The following is a 21,721-nucleotide window of genomic DNA, read 5'->3' as shown; positions in this document are numbered from 1 at the left end:
CAACTCTCGTAAGCAGACGTTCGTTCGGCGGACGAGCATCATACAGACGATGCAATATGGCCGATTACGCCGCTGCTGAGCTGCCGATCGCCTGCCTGAGCTGACGTATGTCGCGCACCGGGGGTACGCCGAATTGCCGGAGATATTCGCGACTGAATTGCGAGGCGCTTTCGTAACCTACTGCGAAGGCTACATCTGAAGCGGTTCGGTCGCCGGAGAGCAGCAGTTGTCGCGCTTCCTGCAATCGAAGCTGCTTCTGATACTGGATCGGGCTTAGCCCAGTCAGCGCCACGAAGTGGCGGTGCAGGCTGGCGCGGCTCATGCCGCTTGCATCGCACAGGGCTTCGATCCGCAGCCGCGTATTGTGGTGATCGCGAATCCATTCGACCGCACGCCGGATCCGGCCGAGCGCCCCCTCGGGCCGGGCGATATGGCGCAGCAGGCGCCCCTGCGGGCCTTGCAGGAGACGATAAAGCAATTCGCGTTCCGCCATCGGCGCCAGAACCGGAATGTCGCCCGGCGTGTCGAGCAAGGCCAGCAGGCGCAGCAGCGTGTCGCGCAGCGGCGGGGTCATCAGATTGATCGCGATCCCGATGCCAGGCGCATCGGCGTCGCGCACCGGTGGCATGGTGGACGCGATCTCGGCCAGCAATGCGGGGTCGAGGACGAGCGACACCGCGACATAGGGCCGGCCGTCATCGGCATCGTGGATCTGGCCGCTCAGCGGCAGATCCAGCGCGCTGACGAGATACTGCGAGGAGTCGTAGCGCAACAGATTGTCGTGGATCGCCACATCCTTCGACCCCTGCAGGATGAAGCAGATCATCGAGCGGTACAGGCACGGCGACGTGCCGGAGGTCGCTTGCCCCACGCCGATCTCCAGTCGCTGGATCGGCGTAACGGTCATCCCCGATCGCGCGTGGCGCAGGGCGAGGTCGATATGCGGCTGGAGATGCTCGGTCATGAGCCTTCTATGGCACTGTTTTTCGAACAAGCAAAGAGCCTGAGACAATCAGGCAATAGTTTGAGAGCATTGGGCGGGCGGACGCGCCCCGCCCGACTTATCTGGTTGGCATCGGAACGACGCCGCAGCGGTGCGGCATTCCGGCGAGACCACTCCAGGAAGGACAGACCATGACCAAGCAGATCGCACTCATCACCGGCGCCAGCCGCGGCCTCGGCCGCAGCATGGCGCTGCATCTTGCCAAGCGCGGCGTCGCCATCATCGGCACCTATCGCAGCGGCGCGGCAGAGGCCGATACGCTGCGCCAGGAGATCGAGGCGCTGGGCGGCAAGGCCGCGATGATCGCGCTCGATGTCAGCAATGCGGCGAGCTTCCCGGCATTTGCCGAGACGGTCGCCGACACGCTGAAGACCCAGTTCGGCCGCGAGCAGTTCGACTTCCTGGTCAACAATGCCGGCCAGGGCCTGTACGCGCTCCTGACCGACGCGACCGAGGAACAGTTCGACTCGCTGATCGACACGCATCTGCGCGGCCCGGTCTTCCTGACGCAGAAGCTGCTGCCGCTGATCGCGGATGGCGGACGCATTCTGAACGTCTCGTCGGGCTTCGTGCGCGTCACGATGGCGGGCTACGGCCTCTATGCGGCGGCGAAGGCGGCGATCCAGACGCTGACCAAGTTCATGGCGGTCGAGCTGGGCGCGCGGCAGATCCGCGTGAACACGATCGCGCCGGGGGCTATCGCGACCGACTTCGGCGGCGGCGTGGTCCGCGATGATGCGAACGTCAACGCCTATGTCGCTGGGACCATCGCGCTCGGCCGTGTCGGTGAGCCCGACGACATCGGCGGCGCGGTCGCGGCCATCCTGTCCGACGACATGGGCTGGGCGAATGGCACCACCTTCGACATCTCTGGCGGCCAGGCGATCTGACCGTCGCGCCGCTCCTTCATCCGGAATTGCCGTCACATCGAGAGCCATCATGCCCGACCCCAGCCTGACACTCATCAGCCATCCGCTCTGCCCGTTCGTTCAACGCGCCGCGATCGTCCTTCTGGAGAAGAACGTACCGTTCGAGCGGACCAACGTCGACCTCTCAGCCAAGCCGGACTGGTTCCTGGCGCTGTCGCCGACCGGCAAGGTCCCGCTGCTCAAGGTGCACCAGACCGACGAGGAGGGCGCCATCCTCTTCGAAAGCGTGGTGATCTGCGAGTATCTCAACGAAACGCAGGGCGGCGCGTCGATGTATCCCGACGATGCGCTGCTGCGCGCCCGGCAGCGAGCGTGGATCGAGTTCGCCACGCAGACCCTGGCCGATGGCTGGCAGTTTCTCAACGCCACCGATCCGGCGACCGCGGAGGCCAAGCGTTCCGCATTCCGCGACCGGCTCCGGAAGTTGGAGGCCGAGCTGGGGTCGGGGCCGTATTTCGCCGGTGCCGCCTTCGGCATGGTCGATGCGGTCTACGCCCCGCTCTTCCGCTATTTCGCGATCATCGATCCCGCGGTGTCGCATGCGATCTTCGAAGGCTTCCCGCGAGTCTCGGCGTGGCGGGCGGCACTGGCGGCGCGTCCGAGCGTCAGGAACGCGGTGGTCGAGGACTATGCCGAACGCTTCCGCGCGCACCTGCGCCAGCATCAGGCTCTCCTCGCGGCCTGACGCCGACCGCAGGGGCGAGCACCCGAACATGATCCAAAACAAAGGAGTAACATCATGACTGACCACGCATCCAACGAAGCCGGCGCCAGGAGCGCGCTGATCCTCATCGAATATCAGAACGACTGGCTGGCACCCACCGGCGGCATCAACGGCCAGTTCCAGGACCGCGAGCAGATCGACACCGCGATCGCCAATTCGAAGAAGGTCATCGAAGAGGCACGTCGCCGCAACATCGAAGTCATCCACGTCAGGATGGTGCTCGAACCGGCCTACCGGGTGCTGGGCGAAGGGAAGTACGGGCTGCGCAAGATGGTGCGCGACTATGGCTCGTTCCTCGGCGAGCAGACGGAATTCTTCCCAGGCTTCGAACCGCTCGACGGCGAATATACCATCAGCGAGCGCACCGGTGGCAGCAGCGCCTTCGCCGCGACCACGCTAGACAGCTACCTGCGCAATAACCGGATCTTCGACATCTACGTCATGGGCTTCGCGCTGCGGCAGTGCGTCGAGTCGACCGTGCGCAACGCCCACGATCTCGGCTATCACACCAACGTCATCTACGATGCGTCGGCGGCCTTCACCAAGGAGCAGCAGACCTCGTTCCTGAGCGACATCGCACCCTTCTACGCAAATGCTATCACGACGCAGCAATTCCTGACGCAAGCGTAAGCCGTTGCAATGCCTAGCTCCACTGAGGTGGCGCTAGGCATCGTTTATCCGGAGGCCGCGCTCACCAACGAGGCGGGCAACTATCTGGGTGAACTGTTCAAGTCGCGCCTTCAGTCCGACGCCTACATGCTCCTGGAAATCTACAAAGACGAAGCCGCACTCGGCGCGCATCAAAATCATGCCACATGGCTGCCCATCGGCCACTGACTGCGTCGTTCCTTGCACAAACTCCTACCGGTGGGACTTACGACCTGGTACTGCGTCGGACATGACGCACGCGGCGTTGAGCGGCGAGCCCTTTCGCGGCTACATTCACGCCTCCTGAACTTTTCATTGGCCGATCAGGCAGAGAAAACGTCTGCTTCAGTCTTCCTGCCGCGAAATCCGGCCATTCTGCAGTCGGCCCCAAATCGGTCAGCCTCCTCGGCCGGTGGCGATGTCAGCTACAGGAGCATTTGAGATAAAGAGCTTCTGTCAACACCAGGGTCGCTGGTTCTGATCCCTTCAAGGCGTGCAATCGTTTCCGAAACACAAGGCCGTCTCGTGAAAGACCGCTGTGTGAATGTAAAAAAGCCTTACATGGCTTTACAAACTTAACGAACTTGACCAGCCCTCTCGTCTTGCCTATCTTTAGGTTAAGAAAGGTTGGTTGTCATGCCCGTCACGAAAACGACAGCAAGCGAACTCAAAGGCGAAGCTCCCAGCATCGCATTCTCGATGAAATTACCCCGAAAGGCCGACTTCGAGAAAGCACTCCTCAGGCAGTATACCAGGGCCGTCGAACTCAGCCAGAAGGCTGGTCACCAAGTTAGCTTCCGCGTCGTTGTTGATCCACTCGCCGGAGCGCAGACGATTTCGATTGTCGAGGAAGACCCATCGGAAGTTGAACATGCGTTCCCTGTGGAAGAGGCTTCCAAACCGGACGAAGAACTCTCCGCCGTTTTGGCAGCTGCACGGGAACGCGGTCGCCGTCGTGTAGCGGAGATCCTGGGCGAGGATGATATGCTGAGCGCAGACGCGTTTTCGGATCTCTTGGGCGTTTCGCGGGTCACGGTCAACACGAAGCGCCAAAGCGGACAGGTGCTTGGCCTGGATGGTGCCAAACGTGGTTTTCGTTTCCCTGTGTGGCAACTCGATCAGGACGGTCGCCCTTATGCCGCGCTCCCGAAACTGCATGAAATCTTGGCAGGAGCCTGGGCGGTCTACCGCTTTCTGGTCTCGCCACATGGGGCGCTTGACGGTCGCACGGGACTCGATGCCTTGAAGCGAGGTCGGGACGCCGATGCGATCGCCGTAGCCGAAAGTGTCGCCCGCGGTGACTTTCGCTAAATGACCGGCATCAAGCCGCCTGCCGGTTTCGAACATTCGTCGCTCGATCTCAAAGTCCTTCCCTCAGGGTCTCGTTTCGGCCGGATCTATGCGAGCGTCTTTCCAGACCCGTTGGGCTTTGGAAAGACGCCGAGCCGGTTCAGCGATCCACGCCGGCGTGACGCCGCAAGGCGGTTCGGTGTGCTCTATTTGGGCGATACGCTCAAAGTGTGCTTTCTGGAGGCCGTGCTTCGCGACCGCCGCGACGGTCTGATCGGAGATCTCCCGATTGAGGAGAACGAAATTCATGTACGGCGGTTCGCCGAGATCGAAACGACAGAAGAACTTCTACTCGTCGACCTGCGCGATGATCATGCTGTCAGAATGGGGGTTCCGACGGACGTCGCGAAATCCTCGCGCCAAAGCTTGGCGCGCGTGGTCGTTGGCATTCCACGAACACAAATCCCTACCGGATGGCATCATCTATCCTTCACGGCTCAACGGACACACGAACATCGCGGTATTCGGACGCGCCGTCTCAAAACTCGATCCGGTACGGATCGTGCCTTTGATAGGCGCGACCGGCCTTGCCGCTGTGATCAATGACCTCCGGGTCAGCCTGGTTTGAGAAACCAGCGACAGAGGCGCGAACCTTTGCAGTGGTTCCTTAATCTCTGCCGCAGGCGCATCTTGAGGCATGCCGATCTAAGCTATTGCCTCGAGAGGAATTCAATTGCCGCGCCGCTTAACTATAACGGGCCGGCGGTTCGATTCCTATCAAGACCTTCACCATTCTGGGCATAGCCACTGCGTTGCCGAAACCGTCCGCTCCGGTCTTCCACGGAACGCCGACGTCGCGACAGTAAAAGAGGCAGCTCTTGTTCGCTTGACGGACTCACCGCTATGCAGCGGGCGACGTGGTCGCTGGACTTGACCAGATAGCAGTTGCATTGGGACAAGGTGCGATTGCTGCTACCTCGATCCGAAACGGCCTTTGTGAACGCATGCCAAAGCTGCGGTAAATCGTTCTTTGCCACAGCCGTTTCAGTTTTGCCGCGCTGACCGTTCTCCCGCCCGCCGCTGCGGCGATCGCTGTGTCGTAAACAGGGCGCCGACCGCTGTCTTGAAGTGGCGAACGCACTTACTTGTGCATGTCGCCGCATGGGCATGTGGTCAGGCTCGGGGGCGATAGAGGGGGAAAATGGAACCGCATCCGAGCGCGGTGGTTTGCGTAGTAGAGGTCTTGGAATCGGAACGTATCTTCATGCGTATCGTCATACTGGGAGCCTCCGGGCTTATCGGATCGGCCACGGTTTCCCGACTGCAACGATCGCACACCCTCGTAGGTATCGCCCGCGACGTCGAAGTTTCGCGACAACGATTTCCTATGGTCGAATGGCGATCGATGGATCTCTCCCGGTCAACGGGAGCGTTGAAGGAGGCGCTCGCCGGCGCAGAAGCAGTCGTCAATTGTGTTGGCGCGCTTCAGGACGCGCCAGGGGAAAACCTTTCCGCTATTCATGAAGACGTCGTGTCAAACATCATCATGGCGTGCCGCCATTCGCAAGCGGTGCGAATTATCCACATCTCAGCAGTAGGTGTCGACCGGGATCCCACAAGCCGCTTTTCCACGACAAAGCAGCGGAGCGAGGAGGTTTTGAAGGCCTCCGGCCTAACATGGGTCATCCTACGTCCGTCCGTGGTTCTTGGTCGCCCGGTATTTGGTGCAAGTGCGTTGATGCGTGGGCTTGCGGCCTTACCTGTCATGCCTGTTATGCCCGCGACAGGGCCTTTGCAAGTCGTTCAACTGGACGACGTCGTGGCAACTATTGAGTATTTCGTTCAGAAAGAGACAGCGCACGGGATTGCACTCGACCTCGTCGGTCCCACTCGGCACAGCTTCACCGAGATAGTCCAGCTCTACCGGCAATGGCTCGGCTGGTCGCCCGCGCATGAGTTTATGCTTCCCCACTCTTTTGCGAAATTGACGTATCGCTTTGGAGACGCCATTGGCAAGCTCGGCTGGCGGCCTCCGGTGCGCTCGAACGCTGAGCTTGAAATCGCGCGTGGGGCCGTCGGTGACCCGACGGATTGGACAAGGGTGACAAGTATCATCCCTCGCTCGTTGCCAGAAGCACTCGCCGAACAGCCTGCCACTGTCCAGGAACGCTGGTTTGCGCTGCTTTACCTTTTGCGACCGCTGGTCTTCATCATACTTGCGGCGTTTTGGATCACCACCGGATTGGTTTCGATTGGACCCGGATATCAGATCGGACTCGATTTAATGTTCGAAGGCGGCGCAAAATCGATGAGCGGCCCTTCTGTCATTGCCGGGGGCCTTACAAACCTTCTGATAGGTGTCGGAATTGCTTTCCGCCGTACAACCCGCATCGCTCTTTTTGCCGCTCTGGGCATTTCCCTGTTCTATGCGGTTGCCGGATCGTTGCTGTTGCCGCGCCTATGGATCGAGCCCTTGGGGCCGCTTACTAAGATCTGGCCTATCGTCATGTTAAATCTGGTCGCGTTGGTGATCTTGAGGGACCGCTGATGCTGTTTTTCGTGCTCAAGTATCTCCACGTGATTGGAGCCGCGGTCCTTCTGGGAACCGGCGCCGGTATCGCCTTCTTCATGTTGGCCGCGCATCTCACCGGGAAACCACAGCAGATCGCTGGCGTGGCGCGCATTGTGGTCAATGCCGACTTCGTTTTTACCGCAACAGCGGTCATCGCCCAGCCAGTCACCGGCGTCGCGCTGGCCTGGAACGCCGGCTACTCCTTGCTCGATGGCTGGCTCGTGCTGTCGATCCTTCTCTATCTTGTAACCGGTGTCTTCTGGCTGCCGGTGGTTTGGATCCAGATTCGGCTGCGGGACCTCGCCACGGCAGCATCTATCGCGCAAACCCCGCTTCCGCCCCACTACCATCGATTATTCTGGACCTGGTTCTGGTTCGGTTTTCCGGCATTCGCCGCGGTGCTCAGTATATTGTGGCTGATGATCGTCAAACCGCCGATAGCGTATTAAGGTGTGTTAGCGTCAGTCGCAACCAGAGCGCGCGAAGGCACCGGCTAAAGTTCGAGAAGCGCTTGCCGCAACACCTGGGCAAATCGGCGACCCTCGTCAGCACGCCCTTCGCTGATCGCGGCAGCAGCCGTCCGGCCTCTTCGGCGTGCGTCGTCTGCCATCTTCTCGCTGAGCGTAACACGCTCCTCGATGACGCGAAGCGCAATCCTCAGCGCTGCAACAACGGAGCCGTCGGCCCTCGAAGCAAGAACCTCTGAGCTAAAGGCATGACCGATTTGGCAGCGAAATCTGAGAGGAGAGGGAGCTTTAATCTGCGAAAGCACCCCTCCACAGGAAGGGCAGGACAAGGGAACGCAGTCCGCGATCTGGGCGATCGTCGCAGCGCGGGTCTTTCCGCCAAGAGCGATGTCGATCTCAAGCTTGATGTCGTCCGGTATGAGCAAAGGCTCGCCGATCTCTTCGCCTGCCAGCTGCACCAGCAGGTCCGGTAGATCAGCAAGCGGTGCACGAAAATCAACCTCGGTTGCCGCCAGAGCCCCGAGCGGCATATCGGATGCTTCGGCGTCCGCAGGGTTCTGGACGACGGTTACGCCACCACAACGCTTCAGATCCGCTAGACCTGCGGCACCATCATTCAGCAGTCCTGTAAGAACCAATCCGATGGCCCTTGGACCGTAGGTTGCGCCGACGGATCGAAACAGAGGGTCAATTGCGGGGCGGGCCAGGTTCTCGCGCGGACCTCGCCCAAGACGGATAACGCCATCGACTACCAAGAGGTGCCTGTCTGCCGGGGCGACATAGGCGTGTCCCTTTTGAACCACTTCGCTGTCGATAGCTGTGGTGACCGGAATTGGTGCTCTTTTTGCAAAAATGTCGGCAAGCAGGTTGTTGCCGTGGGCGCCCACATGGGTGGCGATGAAAATAGTAGGAGCGAAGGCTGCGGGAAAGTCTGCGAGCAGTTGTCTCACGGCTGTGACCGCCCCCATCGAACCACCGATTGCGATCACGTCTCGCTTGGCCATTGCGATCTCCTTTCGTTCCTAACTGCGATTATGCAAGTTTGTTCGTTGCTGGTGTGCTGACAAGCTTTTGCAGGATCGCTGTGTGCTGCGGTCTGCTGCTACTTCCGTTGGGTGGTCGTGCGCATGGACATCGCCCGGCCGGCACTGAATTCGCACATCCAAGCGCTGGAGAAGGGATTGGGTGTACGGCTGCTCAAGCGGCAGAAGTGGCGGGGCGAACTGACACGGGCAGGCGAGGTGTTCTATGATCGGCGGTGCGGATCATCGGTAAATCGCACTGCCGGCCGAGGTCGCGCAGGCAAGCCGGCGAGGGCAAATCAGGATCAGACCGTCGAGCCGGCAACGACCGGTGTGCTGCCTTGACGCTTGATACCCCGTTTCCCGAAGTCGACAGCTCGCTATCGCGGTCTACGGCGATATCGCATCGGGGTTGACCTTGAGCCAACGAAAGGTTCTCGCCGAGAAGCAGAAAATCAATGGCCTAACAGAATTTCGTTTTGAGAGAAAATTCAATTGGCACAGAACTCCTCAATCAGGGGTGACGGGCATGAATCTTGAGCAAACTTTCAGTTAGATCCGCCATCCCGCCGCAATAAAGTTTCAGATTTCAGGAGGTTGGCATCCTCTTATCGTTTTTCATAGGAAGTTATCGTTTTTCACGGCATGTTCTGCTGGGGACGTCATTTCAGATGGTAGATCGACTTTTCTGGGAAATGAGCTTCCGTATCGTTTTTCAGGACCTGTTACTGTTTTTCAGGATTTGAGGCTGCCGGAGCAGGCGACCCCGGCCGGCTACGCTGCCCTTATCGATGCGTTCGGCCTGCAAGTCCCTTTGCCCCGCCAGCTTTCAGCCATTGGTCCGCGGCATAGAAGTTACAGCCGGGATGGCTGGACACCACGCCGCGCCATGCGCCTGCCGCGGACTTGGAGGGTCACCGACCTTTGCCCTTAAATACGAGGGTCTCGATCTGGCAGTTCTGAGAGCGTTGTTTCAGGCAGTCGGCCCTGCTCCCTTTGAGGGGATCGTTCGGGCGCAGCCGACAGGCCGATATGCCCGGAGGCTATGGTTCCTGCATGAATGGCTTCTCGGCACGGCGCTCGACCTGCCGGACGCCGGGAACGGGGTTTATGCTCCGATCATCGATCCCGAACTGCAATGGGCGACGGAGGGCACGACCTCTACACGTCACCGTGTCCTTTGATGGGGTGGCATTGATAAGACTGCTGGAGGCGGCGCATCAGCTCGAACAGACCTTGCCTGAGATCGGATATAGACAAGGAACATCGTCCTTTGCCCCGCCTCCGGATCTTCATTCCAGTGGCCCGGAACATTTGCGTTTCAATTTCTGTTGTCCCGCATTCGGAGCGGTGCCGCAAGTGCACACCGGCGTATGCATCATCATGTCCGACCGCGCGCCAGCAGGAAATGTTTTCAGCCGCGCTCGTAGCTTCACCAAGTGCAGCAACCTCCTTCTCGAACTGATCGGTGGTCCCCTCTACAGGCGCCTGCAGATTAGCGGATACTTGAATGAGAATCTTCAGTATTTTCTAAACATTGGCAAGCATGGCGCCGGCATGGCACGCTATTGCTTCGCGCTCCCGAACATCATTTCGCCGACGACCGACGCGAGGACTTCAACCTCGCCGTTTTCCAGTGTCAATGTGGGGATTTGCATCTTGGCGCTCCTCCATAATGGCAAGCGCGCGTAGGGGTCTCAATCCGGCCCGTGCCATGCACTTGGGCCGATGTCGCAGTATACTCCCACCTGTCGGGTTGTTCGCAAAAGTCTTTGGAAGGTCGGCAGCTTATTCGCCATGCCGTGCGCGCCGAAGGCCAAGGAACTCATCTCTTCGACAGCAGTTCTTCTCTCAGAAGGAGAACAGCTATGTCGTCTCAAGTATCACTTGGCAAAGAAACTGAGAAAAAAGCGCCGGGCCATACTTCGAGGGGCCCGACGGCTCTGGCTCATTTGCCCTCGTTGACGGTGCAACAGCAGTATGTGCTTGATATCTATTGCCGCGGCCAAATGGAGGAATGGTTGTTTCAGCAGCACCTTGCTAACGATCCGATCCTAGCGGATTACGTCCGTCTAGTATGTCGCAGCCCCCGCGAATGACCGGCAAACAGCTAGGGGGCAGCATGTCTGCGCATAACCACACTCATCGAAACCAGATTCGACGATAACGTAGCAGCGATTGGCTACAAATTAATATTTGTTTGGGCCTTGCTCATATTTAATTCAACTTAGGCGTATTTAATCGTCACCCGGTCGGCCGCGTCCCTAAGCTAAGCATGGCGAGCATCTTTCAGGGCTGCCAAGGGCCCGACGAAGCTAACTCCTAAGAGTACTATTTCGCGAAGTGAGTTGGGCGGGACGTCGTATACCGCACCCATGCCTACCCAGCTGCCCCGAGTGGCCCAAATGGCAGCCCCTCTGAAGCCGGCGGTGGCTGTTCCTTCCGAAGATCATGGCCGATATCAAGTACGGCGCCTCGCAAATCGCGGAGCATCGCTCCTAGCGCACGCAATCCATATTGTTGGTAGCCTTGGCGCTTCGCTCTGTCCTGATGTCCTTCTGTTGCCTGCAGTCGAGATCAGTGGAGCCGGTGCGATTGGGGTCGATTGCCTTCATATCAGGCGACTTGCCGAAACCACCGGGGTTTGTGATGCTTTCCTGTTGAGAAGTAGAGTTCTTCTGGCCTGGCGAAGGTCCCGCCTCATCGGGCAACGACTCTGCCAATACAGGCGTAATGACGGTGATTGCGATAATGACCGATAAGGTGCGAGCACGCATGACGAACTCTCCGTGGTTGTTCTGCAGAAACCGCGGCGCTGGCAAGTTTGTTCCTGACGGCACCTGTTGAGACCGCATGGCGACGGCATTGTTCGCCGGTGATATCTTTTCGCGGATTACCGGCCCAGCAGTTCTTGCTGAGCAAAGCATTCTGGATCGCCTGCACCTTGCCCTTGGCGACAGCAACCTGGCCTTCCGTGTCACCCCCGAACGGCTTGAAGTCGGGACACCAATCAGGAAAACACGATGGCATCCCCCGTGGCGGCGTCGTTAGGCGCGTTCCACTTCTGTGATTGGCCAGTTCCTGTCTCAGGAAAAGCAACGTGACAGGCGATGAGTCAGGGCAGCCGCCAATACCAGTGGCGTTGCCAATCAGCCGTCAATGGTCTCCCTGGCGTCGCCTCAAAGGTCGGTTTCCTGCCGATATTCGGCGCCCCACGGGGTAGCAGCGGTCATGGCGACAATCGGATCACCGATGGGGACCGCGCAGAGGATCACTTTGATCATTGGCAGAGCGCCTCCTCATGGCGAGTCGTGGACGTCGCCAGGGGTTTGACGGTAAATCACGACGTGGTCCTGAGAAACGACAAGTGGACCGCCAACTGCGGAACCTTGGGTACAGGGGCGGCAACAACCGTCCCTTTTCTAGTCAGTGTTATCTTTGTGCCGCAAAATTACAGAAAAAACTGACATCCAAACGAAACCGCAGCAATGGCCAATGGCATCGTTAGAACCATGGCGATGCTTTGCCAGTCGGCTTGATATTCGATATCGCGCGCTTCTGAGTTCATTTTCAGCTACTCCCCACAATGGGTAGGAGCCTACCGGACCTGGTGGCTTTGTCGTCTCAAAATAAGTTGCCGGCTGTAATACTCAGCGACAGGCCGAGCATGGCCTAATCCTTTCTAAACACCCGCACAATCTGGAGCTTTCAATGAACAGACCCAGGACAGTCAGGACGATCTTACCGAGAGCAGTGCGCAGAGAAAGCAATCGGCCGCGATCTTCGTCATCATGAAGGTGTCTTGCCGCAATAGCGTGCGGGATGCCGCTTCCCTGGGAGTTGGGAAAGACCCGCGCAGCCAAATAGGCTGAGAGCATGAAGCCAATGGGCGTGATCAGCAGCGACAACAAGAATGCGTTCTGGCTCGACGAAGTGATCGAGAGGAATGTTCTTTGCGCCAGATCGGCCGCCTTGGCGAAGCCGACGCTTACGATCCCGATCGTGATTGCATCTATCCAGAAAACCAGTCTCGGTCGCCATTGCGAGAACGATCCCCATAGGACACGGGATCGGCGGAGAACCTTTGACTTTCGATAGGGGAGGGGCATTGGACGCTTGAAATAGGGTATGGTTTAGGCCTTGTACGCGCACTTTCATGGCACGTCAGCCCGAGAGGTGGGTCTTATTGAGAAGAATGTCGGCAAGGTTTTGGGTCGACTGCAATCATTCGCAACCGAGCAGGTGGTCGAAGGCAAGTCAAGCTGCGTGAAGACGCCAAGAAGCTACCGGAGTGCTCGACAACTTCGAGTTCTGCACCACCGAAACATTTCCGTTTCGCTTGCCTCGATGGCCCTTCATGGCCATATCCCGGTAAGCGCAGCACGAGGCATTCATTCGCGCTGCGGAGGGAGCCGGAATTCCCGTGATTGCAATTTTCGTGTAATCCTCGACGGTGACGCTCGGACGTATCGGAGGGAATGTTGTCCATCTCGTTGCGAAATAGCTGTTGATCTATCGCAGGACCTTCGAGCATCGGAGAATGCGACAGGGAGCCAGCATGCCTGGCTGAGGATCAAGGATAAATGGGGAGGTCAGCGATGACAGTCCAATCGGGTCCGACAATCCAATATGCTGCAGTCACGCACAAGGGCTTGGTTCGCCAACAGAACGAGGATGCCATCCTCGTCGCAAATGCCATCTTGGTGGGTGATAACGCATCGCGCAGCGGTACGGTTTCTATCCAAAGACGCCCGGTGTTCCTCATCGCCGACGGCATGGGTGGCCACGCCCGCGGTGAGGTCGCGAGTAGCTATGCCCTGGAATGCCTCAAGGCAGATATGGACCGCTTTGACGACGCTGACTGGGATGATCGCATTCGCCGTGCCAACGAGGAGATATTCAAGTTGATGGCGCGCCGTCCGGAGCTGACGGGAATGGGCACCACAGTGGTGGGGATAGAACTTGGCCCATCGTCGCTCACCGTTTTCAACGTCGGCGATAGCCGAGGCTACCGCACTGGTCGTCACGGGAAGCTTATCAAAGTTACAGTCGATGACGTGCCAGAACAGTTCGGCCAGACATGGCGCAGTCATCAGATAACGCAGGCGCTGGGCGGTCGTCTTACGCCGAGTCGCATCTTTTCTCACGTTAGCACTCAAGAGCCGCTTGGAGATGGGGAAACGCTGCTCCTCTGCAGCGACGGGCTTTCGGACATGCTTTCGGACGCCGTCATTCATCGCGTTCTTTCAAAGGAAATGGACGAGCAAGCCGCTGCCAATGCTTTGTTGCAGGCCGCTTTGGAGGCTGGCGGAGACGACAACATTTCTGTGATTGTCGTGGGCTTGGGGTCTGGATGACAACCTGATGAATGCGGGCCGCCAACAGATTTCAACCGGACCACGATGTTGGGAGGCCACCGGATCATTTCGAACCCCACCCGATGTTGCCTCCCTGGTCCTTCCAACGGAGGACAAGGGACAATTAGGCTCAGCTCACTTCGTCGCAATCGGACTTTGGTCCGGCCGACCGGCTATAGGGACGCAGGTCTATCGCGTCTGCCGCTTCGCTGTCAGGCGTGCCCAGGCGCCACGGAGCTTCTGGAGCCGCGAGGAAATCTTCTCCTTTGCGGGACGAGCCAACATGCCGTTGCGGAAATCAGCCAAGGCCTGGGCCTCCAGCCTCGTTCTTTCGCCCGAACCTTCCCGGTCAGCGACTCGCCTGCCGGTCTGGCGATCCATGACCGACCACATTCCATTCTCAAGTGCTTGTATCTCGTAGCGCTGCATGACTGAAGCCATAGTGGAAGCTCCACATCAGTCTAAAATCCCTTTGAAATCAACTGGCTCGGGGCATTGCCTCATAGATACTTTGGAGAGATGGTGAACTCCGAGTTACCTGCGCAAGCAAGGGCTGTCATCCCCGTGCTCGTCCTTACGAGCACCACACGTTCAATTCGATACGCATAGCCCGCTGATCTGCGTCTCCGCCCCGAAAGGATATGAAAGCGTGTGTCCAGTATCGCGAGTTGAATGTGAACCCCAACTCCGCCCGATGGTCGCGCCCAATAAACGACGACCCTGGGCCGATCCGCTGCTAGATTGCGATCTCGTAGATCGCCGCATTGTCCTGAACATCGCGTACCCCCTTGTACGAAGCGGCCCGCAGCTTCCCGTCGTGTGTCCAGGCACGATACTCGATTTCAGCGATCAGCGTGGGCTGCACCCACACGAGATTTTTACCTCGACCCGAGTAGTCGACCGGTGCGCGCTTTCGTTTCAGTCGATCGAGCATTCTGCGGAGCTGCTCGGCATTCTGCTCATTGAAACCTGTTCCGACCGATCGGACGTAGACGAAATCGTTTCCCCTGCGCGCGGCAGGGACGAGGCTGCCGATGCCGGCGCGCGCGACGCACCGTCGAGGATTGCCGTACCAACACCAAGTCGCTTAACGCTATCCTCGATGGCTGGAAACCGGGGTGTCCAGTCGTGGCCGCCTCGCGTCAGAATCCGCACCCTGCCGTTCTCGAGATGGACACAGATTCTGTAGCCGTCCCACTTGACCTCGAACGTCCATTCGTCGCCCTTCGGGAGCCTTTGTCTGCTGAGCGCAAGACAGGGATCGACGCGTAAGGGCATCGGATCGAGGGGAAGGCGCGGTTGCGAAGGATCGCGAGGCTTCCGAGACCTGCTGCGAACTGGTTCCTCGGATGCGACCAACGGCCGAGAACGCGCGGATTTTGCCATGGACCCATTACGCCAGATTAGCCGGGTTAAATCCATTCCCTCTTTCGGTTGTACGATTGATCGTTGAAATGGTCGACTGCGATTGCCGCGACCCGGCTTGAAATCGCCTAAAGCACCATGGGCTCAGGAAGTGGTTCGCCAGTTTTGCGGACATTGGTAGAACCGTAGGGTTCCCGCGATGTGATCACAAGGCCGTCGTTCCGAAGTGGCCGGGCCAAGTGTTGGGCTTCCTCGCAGGCAGCGCGCATCCAGATTTCGGTCTCCTCATGACTGTAGTCCGTCTTGCGGAATGGCACCCCATTCACCTTGTACGTCCGGTTCTCCAGCCGAACAGAGACCTGAGACGGCGACTGGAGCCTTGGGAAGCTCGCTTTGCGTTCTCGAGCCAAAGCATGCTGAGCCATGCCTACATTGGTCAGATGGGCGTGACTTGGTAAGGTTTTTTGTCCTCTCGCAGGCAAGGACGGCGGCGCACTTGGCAAGCTTTGGCGCCTGCATTGTGCATGGAGCAAGATGACCCCGGCACTCCCGAGGCTGGACAAACAGGCGGGTTGTTGCGCGACCTCGGCAGCCACGATATTTCTGGGGCTCAAACCCGGCCGGCCTGTATTCAGTTCGCCATTCGTCGTATCCTCTTGAGAAATATTGCCGGAGACCGGATATGCAGAACACGATGGCGGCCGGTGCCCGGCTGTCGCTGATCTTTCTTGCGATCGTCGCCTTCTTCTCGGTGGCGCGCGTCGGCCAACAACTTTTCGCCCCCATTGCGCTCGGCATCGTCGTCGGGACGATGTTTCTGCCACTGTCCCGCAGGATCGAAAGGCTCGGCGCGCCGAAAATGCTGGCCGGTCTCGTCGTCGTGATGCTGGTCTTCCTGGTTACTTTCATTTTCGTCATCGGGCTCGCACTGCCGGTGAGCGATTTCATCGACCGTGGCCCGCAGATGTGGAGGAGCTTCCGTCTCGAACTTGCTTCCTGGAAGGGTACCTTGGGTTCAATCCAGGAAGCGCAACGGCAGTTTTCCGGCCTTTTCCACGACCGCCACGTCTCGAGCGTTCAGGTTCAAAACGACAACGGTGTACAGTCGGCGCTGATGCTCGGCCCGGTCATCGTCAAGGAATATCTGCTTTTCGTCGTCAGCGTATTCTTCTTTATCGCCAATGCCGCAAAGCTTTGGCACGGCATCCGGGGGCTGCCTATCGAGCGGCCGGTAAAAGCTATGCTGATGCGCTTTCTCGATGATTTCGAAACTTCGATCTCAAAATATTTAATCACCATTGCCGCCATCAATTTCGCGCTCGGACTGGTTACCTGGGCAGCAATGGCTGTGGTTGGCCTGTCCAATGCTTATGAATGGGGCCTTCTCGCGGTCATCCTGAATTTCATTCCGTTTCTCGGTCCGGCGATCATGACGCTGATGCTCGTCTTTGCCGGACTCTCCAGCTTCCATGGACTCGTTCCAATCCTGATGCCGGCCATTGTATATCTTCTGCTGCATATGATTGAATCCCAAGTCGTTACCTCGCAGGCGCTTGGGGCTGCGACCCGTCTGAACCCTTTCCTTGTTTTCGTCTCGTTCGCCTTCTGGATCTGGCTCTGGGGCCCGGCCGGAGGATTTATCGCCATTCCGGCCTTACTGACCGGCAGCTCGCTTTATCGCGGTGCGAAGCGGTATGGACGCTACAAGGAACAGCCTGTTCTGGCTTCGCTGGAGGCCGAGCCTCACTCGACGGTGGCAGGCCTGGATAGGCCTGTTATCAGTCTGCCTGCTCGGCCTAGCTGAGCGGGTTCCGTGAAAGCACCGCCAAAGCCACTTGTCGGCAAGACAGCAATTTCCCTGGCCCCGGAATGATTGAGATCGATGAGACGAACGTACCCTTCCGCCGGAAGGACGAGCGGGAAGGCCTAGCTAGCAGCGAGAAAAGCCGCTACACGGCGAAATACATCGGCGTCGGGGTAGGCCCTCACCAACTGCGGGAACTGCTTTCAACTCTCTTATCGAAATGCTCATGTGATGCCAGACCCGCAGGCTTCGTCGGCCGTCGAATGGCACACTGCGCACTATCACGGGCGAGCGCACGAACAGCGCGTAGTAGGTGGTGCTGACGCCGCGTTTCAGCTCGGATTGGCGTGGATCCTATGGGCTGACCTTGGCGAGAGGACGTGCCGTGGCGATTAAATCCTGCGGCACGGCTAGGCTGCTGCGGCATCATGCTCGCAGTTGCATCCAATGCGCTGTCCGCCTCGTAACACCGGCTGACCGATCTCGGCCGAACTGACAGCGCGACGCGCCCCGGCCGTTTTCATCGAAGTTGCCCAGGTTGAGCCATGCGCTGCTGCGCCCGTTGCAACGCTGGTCCCCACCGTCCGGACCGTGGTTCGGAATCAGGCGCCGCAATAGAGGCCGCTCTCAATATCCGCGAGCAGACCTGGCTCGGTCGGATGCCAGCCGAGGGTGGTACGGGTCCAGTCGCTCGACGCTGGAGTGTCGGAGGAGGCCAGCGCCGTGAACCAGTCGAAATGGGCGCCTGCGGCGTCTGGCGGCAGACCCTCGACGGGGAGATCGAGGCTACGCCCCAACGCGGCGGCAATATCGCGGAATGGCACGGCCGACTCACTGACTGCGTGATAACAAGCTCTACCTTCGCCCTTTTCCAAGGCAAGACGGAAAAGCCGCGCCGCATCGCGTCGATGCACGGCGCACCAGCGGTTCAGTCCCTTGCCAACATAGGCTGAGCGACCATGCTGGCGCGCAAATGTGGCGACGAAAGAAACAAAGCCTCGATCACCCGCCCCGTGGACCGAAGGCGAAAGGCGGACCACCGCCACCTTCGCTCCTCGTTCGGCAACCCGCGCGGCGGCATGCTCGCTTGCCGTGCGGGGGTGGGCTCCCTCGCTCATCGGGGCCGGAGTCGCTTCGGTTGAGACCGTGCCGCCCGGCAGTATCGCCGTGCCCGAGGTGACCAGCAACAGCCCGTCACGCCCGGTCAGCGCCGCGCCCAAAGTTTCGATCACCTGGGCGTCCTCCTGACAGCTCTCGACGAATCTCGAAAAGTCGTGGTTGAAACCAAGGTGGATCGTTGCGTCCGCAGCAGCAGCCCCGGTGCGAAGGCTCTCCAAATCACCAAGATCACCGCGATGGACCTTCGCCCCCGCCGCGATCAGCGCTGCCGCCGATCTCTCCGAGCGAGCGAGGCCGAGAACCTCGTGTCCGGCCGCAAGCAATTCCTCGACGACGGCCGTGCCGACAAAGCCGGTCGCACCGGTGACAAAAACACGCATTCTATGCTCCTGCGGTTGGGCGTCAAATTGGCCATGCCGCAAATATCGATCAAACGTGGTGTACTAGCAATGCGCAAACGTCTATAAAACATTCGCAATCGTCCAAACTCGAGGAAGGCATGGACCCACTGTCGGATATTCTCTCGGTGCTGCGCCCGCAGAGCTATGTCTCTGCCGGCTTCGACGCAGCGGGTCCATGGTCGGTCGCCTTTCGCGATCAGCGGGGCTTTCTCAAATGCTATGGGGTGGTCTCTGGAGCCTGCTGGCTGTCCGTCAGCGGCGTCGAAAAGCCGGTCCGCCTTGAAGCCGGCGAGGCTTTCGTGCTTCCAACCGGGCGCGACTTTCAATTGTCGAGTGATCTATCGCTGCCATCCACTGATGCGGCCAAAATCATCCCGCCAGGCCGGAGCGGCGGGGTCGTGACATTGAACGGCGGCGGCGAAGTTTTTCTGATTGGCAGCCGCTTCGCAGTGCAGGGCATCGAGGCCGGCATGCTTTTAGCTGGCCTGCCGCCGATCATTCATCTTCATGGCGAGGCCGATCGTACCGCGTTGCGCCTCTCGGTCGGCCAAATGATGGACGAATTGTCAGCCGCCCGTCCGGGTGCGTCGCTGATCGCCGAACATCTGGCGCATATGATGCTGGTGCAGGCGTTGCGGGCGCATCTGGAACAGACGCCAGAGAGCCAGGGCTGGCTCTATGCGCTTGCCGATCGACATATCAGCGCCGCGCTGACGGCGATTCACGCCGCGCCCGCACGGAAGTGGACGCTGGAGCGCCTCGCCGGTGAGGCGGGCATGTCACGCTCGGGCTTCGCGCAGCGGTTCCGCGAGACCGTAGGCGAGACGCCGATAGGCTATCTGACCCGATGGCGGATGTTCTCGGCCGTTGCGCGGCATCAACGCCAACCGGAGCCGCTGGCAAATCTGGCGCAGGAAGCTGGATACAACTCGGAAGCAGCCTTTAGTACGGCTTTCCGGCGCGTCATGGGGCGTTCGTTCCGCAGCTATATTCGCGATTCCGGGCGAATAGGCGACCAGGTCGTCGGGTTTTGACCTTCAAGTTCACCAGCGGCGTCTCTCGCTTCAGGGACAAGCTTTTATCGGAGATGATCAAGAACGGGTACCCAGCAGAATTCGCCGAGACTGCCGAAGGGCGGAGATGAATTGTGAGCGCGACGAACAGCCCACGGCTTTCGTGATTGACGGAATAGGTTTTTGGCTCTCAGTCAGAACTTCTGCTTTGCCCGCTGCGGCATAAAGTAGGTTCGTATATTGACGAGTGCTTCGGCGACGTCAGCAACATCCTGGCGGGTCGCTTCCCGTTTTGTCTCGCCAAGGTTGCGGATGGGCGCAATGATATCGCCAGTGACGGCATGACCTCGAAGGACCGGTTGCCAAGACCTCGGCGCGTACGCTGTTCCCAGCAGAAAGGAGAGATCCCAATCGAATGGATCAAAGGTCTGATTATCGATCTTGGTGAACTTGGGCCGGTGGTCTTTCGGCTGGTCAGTTCCGGGATCCATTGGCGTGGGTCGATAAACCTCGGTCCGATAGTGAGAGCAGTGAGATAGCCATCGAGACCGCTCATTGACCGGATTGGCGATGCAGGACGACGTGCCCTGATAAACGCCTCGAACGCCTCATCATCAAGCTCCGGTCGTGCGGTCGTCGTCGCCTGGCTGTTGTGCGTCATGCCGCCCGTCTCTCCTGTTTTGTCATCGCCTCTCGCTCAACCTTCCAGTTCCATGGCAGAAGACTTTCCATCTCGCTGGCTTTCACTCTCGGCCGGCGGTTGATAGGCACTCATCGGTTACAAAGCTGCTCCTATCATCTGGAAGAAGCCGTCGTCCAAGGTTGAGCCTGCGGATATTCTGAAACGATGGCAAGGCCGCCGCGCTGGGATATTCAGTCTGAGGAGCCCCGCATCTTGCAATTCCAGTTTATGCGGATTAAATGTGGTTACGTAACCACGAACGCTGGAGGCTTATCGTGACCGTTACCACACTTTCGGGCCGAGAACTCAATCAGGACCTTGGCCGCGCAAAGCGCGCCACCAGGGATGGACCGGTCATCATCACCGACAGGGGACGGCCTGCGCATGTTCTCCTGTCGTTCGATGAGTACAAGCGGCTTACCGGTAAAATGCGGACGCTCGGTGACATGCTGGCCGCGCCCGGAGCGGATGATGTTGACTTGCCGCTCCCGCAGCGCACGGAACTTGCCCAGCCGGTCGACCTGTCCTGATGCTGTTGCTCGATACCAATGTCGTGTCAGAACTGCGCAAGGTCGCGAGTGGCAAGGCCGACCCCAATGTCGTGGTCTGGAACGAAACCGTCGATCCGGCCGAGACCTTCATTTCATCCGTAGTTCTGCACGAGTTGGAGATCGGCGTTCGGCTGGTGGAGCATAATGATGCAGTCGCCGGGAAGGTGCTGCGCCACTGGCTGGGAAATACGGTCCTCACGGCATTTTCCGGCCGCATCCTGCCTTTGGACGAGGCGGCGGCTGTTCAGGCGGCCCAATGGCATGTGCCCAACCCCAAACCAATCAATGACGCCTATATTGCGGCGACAGCCTTCACCCGGCGTATGACGCTTGTCACGCGCAACGTCAAGGATTTTGAAAGCATGGGAGTGGCGCTCGTGAATCCGTGGGATCTCCCGACGTAGCGTTCTTAAGAATCCACAGCGATCGTTCGTTTGATGCGATTACACTGAGCACCCGGATGCCAACCAACCCATGATCGCGGAGATGTCTGCGGTAGATTTCCGCAGAGTGTTGATCTGCGACGACGATCGGAATGGTGAATCGCACCTGCGGATGGGAGTTCCATAAGTTACCTTATGCGATCGTGTGTTGTAGCGGGGGGTGGGTTCAAGGATGAAGTGCGACTTGCGAATGATACCAATGGCTTATCACTCGCAAGGAAGATGCAATGAAACGGACCTACTCCCATATTGATCTGGATGAACGACGCAAGATCGCCCGGTGGCGAATGACTGGCCTGAGCGTTGAGAGTATTGCCGAGAAGCTCGGCCG

The 21,721-nt window shown here is 59.0% G+C and carries 21 protein-coding genes and 4 pseudogenes; 17 read left to right on the top strand and 8 right to left on the bottom strand.

Translation table 11 applies throughout. The features are described from left to right. Window positions 1–64 precede the first annotated feature (64 nt). Window positions 65–964: an AraC family transcriptional regulator gene (locus tag ATY80_RS27440; protein ID WP_088695441.1), complete on the bottom strand. Its 900-nt coding sequence runs from the start codon at window positions 962–964 to the stop codon at window positions 65–67. Window positions 965–1,134: 170 nt separating this feature from the next. Here ATY80_RS27440 and ATY80_RS27435 point away from each other — a divergent pair, with 170 nt between their 5' ends. The 9 genes and pseudogenes from ATY80_RS27435 (at window position 1,135) to ATY80_RS27400 (ending at window position 7,615) form a co-directional block, all read left to right on the top strand. Then, window positions 1,135–1,893: an SDR family oxidoreductase gene (locus tag ATY80_RS27435; RefSeq protein WP_088695440.1), complete on the top strand. Its 759-nt coding sequence runs from the start codon at window positions 1,135–1,137 to the stop codon at window positions 1,891–1,893. A 49-nt stretch (window positions 1,894–1,942) separates the two neighbouring features. Further along, complete coding sequence (locus ATY80_RS27430; protein WP_088695439.1) at window positions 1,943–2,617, top strand: glutathione S-transferase family protein; 675 nt, start codon at window positions 1,943–1,945, stop codon at window positions 2,615–2,617. A 54-nt stretch (window positions 2,618–2,671) separates the two neighbouring features. Beyond that, window positions 2,672–3,286, top strand: a complete 615-nt coding sequence (locus tag ATY80_RS27425; RefSeq protein WP_037385496.1) for an isochorismatase family cysteine hydrolase — start codon at window positions 2,672–2,674, stop codon at window positions 3,284–3,286. A gap of 9 nt (window positions 3,287–3,295) precedes the next feature. After that, on the top strand, window positions 3,296–3,493 hold the full coding sequence (locus ATY80_RS27420) for an antibiotic biosynthesis monooxygenase (RefSeq protein WP_141105597.1): 198 nt from the start codon (window positions 3,296–3,298) through the stop codon (window positions 3,491–3,493). Between the two features lie 447 nt (window positions 3,494–3,940). Further along, window positions 3,941–4,615, top strand: coding sequence for an XRE family transcriptional regulator (locus tag ATY80_RS27415; protein WP_088695437.1), 675 nt, complete (start codon window positions 3,941–3,943; stop codon window positions 4,613–4,615). Further along, on the top strand, window positions 4,616–5,200 hold the full coding sequence (locus ATY80_RS30190) for an RES domain-containing protein (protein ID WP_348626665.1): 585 nt from the start codon (window positions 4,616–4,618) through the stop codon (window positions 5,198–5,200). Between the two features lie 296 nt (window positions 5,201–5,496). Further along, a pseudogene (locus ATY80_RS29875) lies at window positions 5,497–5,616 on the top strand (NAD(P)/FAD-dependent oxidoreductase); the annotation flags it as partial. A gap of 242 nt (window positions 5,617–5,858) precedes the next feature. Next, complete coding sequence (locus ATY80_RS27405; protein WP_088695612.1) at window positions 5,859–7,142, top strand: SDR family oxidoreductase; 1,284 nt, start codon at window positions 5,859–5,861, stop codon at window positions 7,140–7,142. Next, entirely contained in the window at window positions 7,142–7,615 is a 474-nt protein-coding gene (locus tag ATY80_RS27400) for a DUF2269 domain-containing protein (protein ID WP_088695436.1), read from the top strand. Before ATY80_RS27405 ends, ATY80_RS27400 begins: the two co-directional genes overlap by 1 nt. Before the next feature lie 44 nt (window positions 7,616–7,659). On the opposite strand, the gene ATY80_RS27395 is transcribed toward ATY80_RS27400, so the two are convergent. Continuing rightward, window positions 7,660–8,637: a chemotaxis protein CheB gene (locus ATY80_RS27395; RefSeq protein ID WP_088695435.1), complete on the bottom strand. Its 978-nt coding sequence runs from the start codon at window positions 8,635–8,637 to the stop codon at window positions 7,660–7,662. Window positions 8,638–8,760: 123 nt separating this feature from the next. Between ATY80_RS27395 and ATY80_RS27390 the strand changes: the two genes are divergently transcribed. Together ATY80_RS27390 and ATY80_RS29870 are read left to right on the top strand one after the other, a co-directional pair. Continuing rightward, the gene (locus ATY80_RS27390; RefSeq protein WP_088695434.1) at window positions 8,761–9,000 is read left to right on the top strand and encodes a LysR family transcriptional regulator; all 240 of its coding nucleotides are present in this window, start codon (window positions 8,761–8,763) and stop codon (window positions 8,998–9,000) included. A 521-nt stretch (window positions 9,001–9,521) separates the two neighbouring features. Beyond that, a complete protein-coding gene (locus tag ATY80_RS29870; RefSeq protein ID WP_245306938.1) occupies window positions 9,522–9,839 on the top strand; it encodes a hypothetical protein in 318 nt (105 codons plus the stop codon). Between the two features lie 1,314 nt (window positions 9,840–11,153). On the opposite strand, the gene ATY80_RS28780 is transcribed toward ATY80_RS29870, so the two are convergent. Together ATY80_RS28780 and ATY80_RS27365 are read right to left on the bottom strand one after the other, a co-directional pair. Beyond that, window positions 11,154–11,432, bottom strand: coding sequence for a hypothetical protein (locus tag ATY80_RS28780; RefSeq protein WP_141105596.1), 279 nt, complete (start codon window positions 11,430–11,432; stop codon window positions 11,154–11,156). Window positions 11,433–12,368: 936 nt separating this feature from the next. Further along, window positions 12,369–12,764: pseudogene (locus ATY80_RS27365) on the bottom strand (chloride channel protein); the annotation flags it as partial. Window positions 12,765–13,253: 489 nt separating this feature from the next. Between ATY80_RS27365 and ATY80_RS27360 the strand changes: the two are divergent. Beyond that, complete coding sequence (locus tag ATY80_RS27360; RefSeq protein WP_189637283.1) at window positions 13,254–14,012, top strand: protein phosphatase 2C domain-containing protein; 759 nt, start codon at window positions 13,254–13,256, stop codon at window positions 14,010–14,012. 189 nt (window positions 14,013–14,201) lie between these two features. On the opposite strand, the gene ATY80_RS27355 is transcribed toward ATY80_RS27360, so the two are convergent. After that, window positions 14,202–14,453 (bottom strand): hypothetical protein, encoded by a 252-nt coding sequence (locus ATY80_RS27355; RefSeq protein ID WP_245306937.1) that lies wholly within the window; start codon window positions 14,451–14,453, stop codon window positions 14,202–14,204. Window positions 14,454–14,748: 295 nt separating this feature from the next. Beyond that, window positions 14,749–15,398 (bottom strand): annotated as a pseudogene (locus ATY80_RS27350) (DNA ligase). Between the two features lie 661 nt (window positions 15,399–16,059). On the opposite strand from ATY80_RS27350, the gene ATY80_RS27340 reads away from it, so the two are divergent. Beyond that, window positions 16,060–17,181 (top strand): AI-2E family transporter, encoded by a 1,122-nt coding sequence (locus ATY80_RS27340; protein WP_088695430.1) that lies wholly within the window; start codon window positions 16,060–16,062, stop codon window positions 17,179–17,181. A 602-nt stretch (window positions 17,182–17,783) separates the two neighbouring features. Here ATY80_RS27340 and ATY80_RS27335 read toward each other — a convergent pair. Continuing rightward, complete coding sequence (locus ATY80_RS27335; RefSeq protein WP_088695429.1) at window positions 17,784–18,680, bottom strand: SDR family oxidoreductase; 897 nt, start codon at window positions 18,678–18,680, stop codon at window positions 17,784–17,786. Between the two features lie 119 nt (window positions 18,681–18,799). On the opposite strand from ATY80_RS27335, the gene ATY80_RS27330 reads away from it, so the two are divergent. Further along, entirely contained in the window at window positions 18,800–19,735 is a 936-nt protein-coding gene (locus tag ATY80_RS27330; protein ID WP_088695428.1) for an AraC family transcriptional regulator, read from the top strand. Window positions 19,736–19,908: 173 nt separating this feature from the next. Here ATY80_RS27330 and ATY80_RS27325 read toward each other — a convergent pair. Beyond that, window positions 19,909–20,375 (bottom strand): annotated as a pseudogene (locus tag ATY80_RS27325) (UPF0149 family protein). A gap of 296 nt (window positions 20,376–20,671) precedes the next feature. On the opposite strand from ATY80_RS27325, the gene ATY80_RS27320 reads away from it, so the two are divergent. The 3 genes from ATY80_RS27320 to ATY80_RS27310 all read left to right on the top strand — a co-directional run. Further along, entirely contained in the window at window positions 20,672–20,926 is a 255-nt protein-coding gene (locus tag ATY80_RS27320; RefSeq protein ID WP_088695427.1) for a type II toxin-antitoxin system Phd/YefM family antitoxin, read from the top strand. Beyond that, the gene (locus ATY80_RS27315) at window positions 20,926–21,351 is read left to right on the top strand and encodes a type II toxin-antitoxin system VapC family toxin (RefSeq protein WP_088695426.1); all 426 of its coding nucleotides are present in this window, start codon (window positions 20,926–20,928) and stop codon (window positions 21,349–21,351) included. The genes ATY80_RS27320 and ATY80_RS27315 overlap by 1 nt, the downstream gene beginning before the upstream one ends. 266 nt (window positions 21,352–21,617) lie before the next feature. Continuing rightward, the coding region (locus ATY80_RS27310) for a helix-turn-helix domain-containing protein (protein WP_141105592.1) at window positions 21,618–21,721 on the top strand (104 nt) is incomplete at its 3' end.

The sequence above is a fragment of the Rhizobium sp. R711 genome, assembly GCF_002211365.1.
GTDB lineage: Bacteria > Pseudomonadota > Alphaproteobacteria > Rhizobiales > Rhizobiaceae > Rhizobium.
This window is presented reverse-complemented; position numbering and strand designations above follow the sequence as displayed.

Excerpts from the sequence above, each read along its gene's own strand:
- ATY80_RS27395 (WP_088695435.1), bottom strand. The coding sequence starts at position 8,637 with ATGGCCAAGCGAGACGTGATCGCAATCGGTGGTTCGATGGGGGCGGTC.
- ATY80_RS27425 (WP_037385496.1), top strand. The coding sequence starts at position 2,672 with ATGACTGACCACGCATCCAACGAAGCCGGCGCCAGGAGCGCGCTGATC.
- ATY80_RS27435 (WP_088695440.1), top strand. The coding sequence starts at position 1,135 with ATGACCAAGCAGATCGCACTCATCACCGGCGCCAGCCGCGGCCTCGGC.
- ATY80_RS29870 (WP_245306938.1), top strand. The coding sequence starts at position 9,522 with ATGGCTGGACACCACGCCGCGCCATGCGCCTGCCGCGGACTTGGAGGG.
- ATY80_RS27315 (WP_088695426.1), top strand. The coding sequence starts at position 20,926 with ATGCTGTTGCTCGATACCAATGTCGTGTCAGAACTGCGCAAGGTCGCG.
- ATY80_RS27440 (WP_088695441.1), bottom strand. The coding sequence starts at position 964 with ATGACCGAGCATCTCCAGCCGCATATCGACCTCGCCCTGCGCCACGCG.
- ATY80_RS27355 (WP_245306937.1), bottom strand. The coding sequence starts at position 14,453 with ATGGCTTCAGTCATGCAGCGCTACGAGATACAAGCACTTGAGAATGGA.
- ATY80_RS27340 (WP_088695430.1), top strand. The coding sequence starts at position 16,060 with ATGCAGAACACGATGGCGGCCGGTGCCCGGCTGTCGCTGATCTTTCTT.
- ATY80_RS27390 (WP_088695434.1), top strand. The coding sequence starts at position 8,761 with ATGGACATCGCCCGGCCGGCACTGAATTCGCACATCCAAGCGCTGGAG.
- ATY80_RS27405 (WP_088695612.1), top strand. The coding sequence starts at position 5,859 with ATGCGTATCGTCATACTGGGAGCCTCCGGGCTTATCGGATCGGCCACG.
- ATY80_RS28780 (WP_141105596.1), bottom strand. The coding sequence starts at position 11,432 with ATGCGTGCTCGCACCTTATCGGTCATTATCGCAATCACCGTCATTACG.
- ATY80_RS30190 (WP_348626665.1), top strand. The coding sequence starts at position 4,616 with ATGACCGGCATCAAGCCGCCTGCCGGTTTCGAACATTCGTCGCTCGAT.
- ATY80_RS27420 (WP_141105597.1), top strand. The coding sequence starts at position 3,296 with ATGCCTAGCTCCACTGAGGTGGCGCTAGGCATCGTTTATCCGGAGGCC.
- ATY80_RS27330 (WP_088695428.1), top strand. The coding sequence starts at position 18,800 with ATGGACCCACTGTCGGATATTCTCTCGGTGCTGCGCCCGCAGAGCTAT.
- ATY80_RS27400 (WP_088695436.1), top strand. The coding sequence starts at position 7,142 with ATGCTGTTTTTCGTGCTCAAGTATCTCCACGTGATTGGAGCCGCGGTC.
- ATY80_RS27360 (WP_189637283.1), top strand. The coding sequence starts at position 13,254 with ATGACAGTCCAATCGGGTCCGACAATCCAATATGCTGCAGTCACGCAC.
- ATY80_RS27430 (WP_088695439.1), top strand. The coding sequence starts at position 1,943 with ATGCCCGACCCCAGCCTGACACTCATCAGCCATCCGCTCTGCCCGTTC.
- ATY80_RS27335 (WP_088695429.1), bottom strand. The coding sequence starts at position 18,680 with ATGCGTGTTTTTGTCACCGGTGCGACCGGCTTTGTCGGCACGGCCGTC.
- ATY80_RS27415 (WP_088695437.1), top strand. The coding sequence starts at position 3,941 with ATGCCCGTCACGAAAACGACAGCAAGCGAACTCAAAGGCGAAGCTCCC.